This window comes from Streptomyces sp. NPDC003635, from assembly GCF_053587635.1.
Genome location: NZ_JBSFOK010000118.1, coordinates 1 through 2,744 on the forward strand (window position 1 = coordinate 1; position 2,744 = coordinate 2,744).

General features: G+C 71.1%; 1 protein-coding gene. It reads right to left on the bottom strand.

What is annotated here, in order from left to right:
• A partial coding sequence (locus ACWDRW_RS40235; protein ID WP_451733539.1) for an acyltransferase domain-containing protein occupies positions 1–2,726 on the bottom strand: 2,726 nt, incomplete at its 3' end.
• Positions 2,727–2,744 lie beyond the last annotated feature (18 nt).

Sequence of the window (2,744 nt, forward strand, 5' to 3'; positions counted from 1 at the left end):
CGCAGAGCATCCTCCGTCACCCGGCGGGCGCTACCGTCGACACCGCACGGCGTCCAGAACACCACCGACGGCGCAGGAACCCCAGCCTCCAGCACAACCCGCAACCCATCGAGATCCAGATACGAGTCCACGGCAAGCCCGGCACCCTGCACCGCCGCCCCGACGTTGTACGGATCCTCGGCACCGAGCACCGCCCACACGCCGGACCCTGAGATCTCCTCGCCGTACGCCAAAGACGTCCACTCCACGCGGAAGAGATCATCGGGCCCCGAGGCACCGCCGCCCAAAGCCGCGGCGGCCGCCGGCCGCAGCACCAGTGAACGCACCTCGGCGACCGGCTGCCCCGTACCGTCCGCCACCTCCACCGCCAGCGCGTCCTCACCGGCCTCCGTGATCCGCACCCGCAGCCGGTCCGCACCCGCCGCGAACAACGAGACACCGGTCCACGCGAACGGCAGCCGCAGCCCCTCACCACCGCCACCGGCGAACTCGCCGAACGCATTGGCATGCAACGCCGCGTCCAGCAAGGCCGGATGAATCCCGAACCGAGCCGCCTCTCCCCGCCCGGCATCCGACAGTTCGACCTCGGCGAACACCTCGTCCCCGCGCCGCCAGACCGCACGCAGGCCCTGGAAGGCTGGTCCGTAACCGTAGCCTGCCGCCTCGGCGCCGCCGTAGAAGCCCGATGCGTCAACGCTCTCGGCACCGGTCGGGGGCCAGGCGGTCAGATCTGTGGCGGGCCGCTCGGCGGCTTTGGCCGTGAGCACACCCTCGGCGTGCCAGGTCCACGGTGCGTCCGTCTCCGCGCCTTCCGGCCGGGAGTGCACGGTCACCGTCCGGTCTCCGCTGTCCTCGGGCGCTCCGACGGCCACCTGAAGGTGGACGGCGCCTCGCTCGGGGAGGGCCAAGGGGGCTTGGAGGGTGAGTTCGGCGAGATGTCCGCAGCCGACCTCGTCCCCGGCCCGGATCGCCAGCTCCACGAAGCCCGTCCCCGGGAACAGCACCGTGCCGGCCACGCTGTGGTCGGCGAGCCAGGGGTGGGTACGGGTGGAGAGCCTGCCGGTCAGCATGACCCCGCCGTCGGCGAGGCTCACCGCGGCGCCCAGCAGAGGGTGTCCGGCGGAGCTGAGACCCAGTTCAGCGGGGTCGCCGTTGGTGCTGGGTGCCTTCAGCCAGAAACGCTCGCGTTGGAAGGCGTAGGTGGGGAGGTCGACGCGTTTGACGGGGCGTCCTGCGTAGACGGCGGACCAGTCGATGTCGGTGCCGTGGACCCAGAGTTCGGCCGCGTTCGCGATGAAGCGGGCGTTCTCGTCCTCGTCACGGCGGAGGGTGCCGACCACGGTGACCGGCTTCTCATCGGCCTCCGCGATGGCCTGCACCGCCATGGTCAGCACCGGGTGGGCGCTGACCTCGACCAGCCCGAAGTGGCCCTGACCGAGGGCCCCTTGAACCGCATCGGTGAAACGAACAGGTCGGCGCAGACCCTCGTACCAGTACGAGGCGTCCATCGTCGTCGTGTCCAACTCCCCACCCGTGACCGTGGAGATGACCGGGACGCGGGACGCCTGCGGTGTAACGGGCGCGAGCACATCCAGAAGCCGCTCCCGGATGTCCTCCACGTGCGCGGAGTGGGACGCGTAGTCCACCGGAACCCTGCGCGCCCGCACACCATCGGCTTCGGCGAGAGCGGTGATCTCGTCCAGCGCCTCCGGATCACCGGCGACCACGGTCGCATCGGGACCGTTGTAGACGGCCACCGCGACACGATCACCGTACGGCTCAACCCACGCCGACGCCTTTTCCGCACCGGTCGCCAGGGACAACATCCCACCACGACGGGCCAGTTCATCGCGGATGGCCGCCGACCGGAGCGCCACCACCCGCGCCGCGTCCTCCAAGCTCAACGCACCGACCACCGCGGCAGCCGCGATCTCCCCCTGCGAATGCCCGATCACCGCAGCCGGTACAACACCCAGCGACTCCCAGACCGCGGCCAGCGACACCATGACCGCCCACAGCACGGGCTGGACGACGTCCACCCGCTGCATCCAGGCGTCGTCCTCGCCCCGCAGCACCTCCGTCAACGACCAGTCCACGACAGACCCGAGCGCCGCCTCACACTCCGCGACACGCGCCGCGAACACCGGCGAGGACTCAAGGAGCCCTCGCCCCATCCCCAACCATTGAGAGCCCTGACCGGGGAAGACGAAGACCGGGGCGCCGGAGCCCGCAATCGTTCCCGACACCACATGCCCTGCCACACCCCCCGAAGCCACAGCGTCCAGCCCCGCGGTCAGCTCGGCCCTGTCCCGCCCCCACACGACGGCCCTGTGCTCCAGCGGAGAACGCGTCCGGAGCAGATTCCACCCCACATCGACCGGATCACCGGGCACCGCCGCCAACCGCGCCGCCTGCGCGGCCAAGGCCCCAGCGGTACGCCCCGACACCACCCAAGGCACCACCGGCGACCCCGACAACCCGGCGGAGCCGTCGACCACCACCGAGCGCGGCTCGGCCCCCTCCTCGGCCGGTGCTTCCTCCAGGACGACGTGCGCGTTGGTGCCGGAGATACCGAAGGAGGAGACACCGGCGCGGCGCGGATGGCCGTTCGCCCGCCACTCCCGTTGCTCGGTGAGCAGCGCGACTTCTCCGGCCGTCCAGTCGACGTGGGGCGTCGGCTCGTCCACGTGCAGCGTGCGCGGCAGCACACCCTCCCGCAGAGCCATCACCATCTTGATGACACC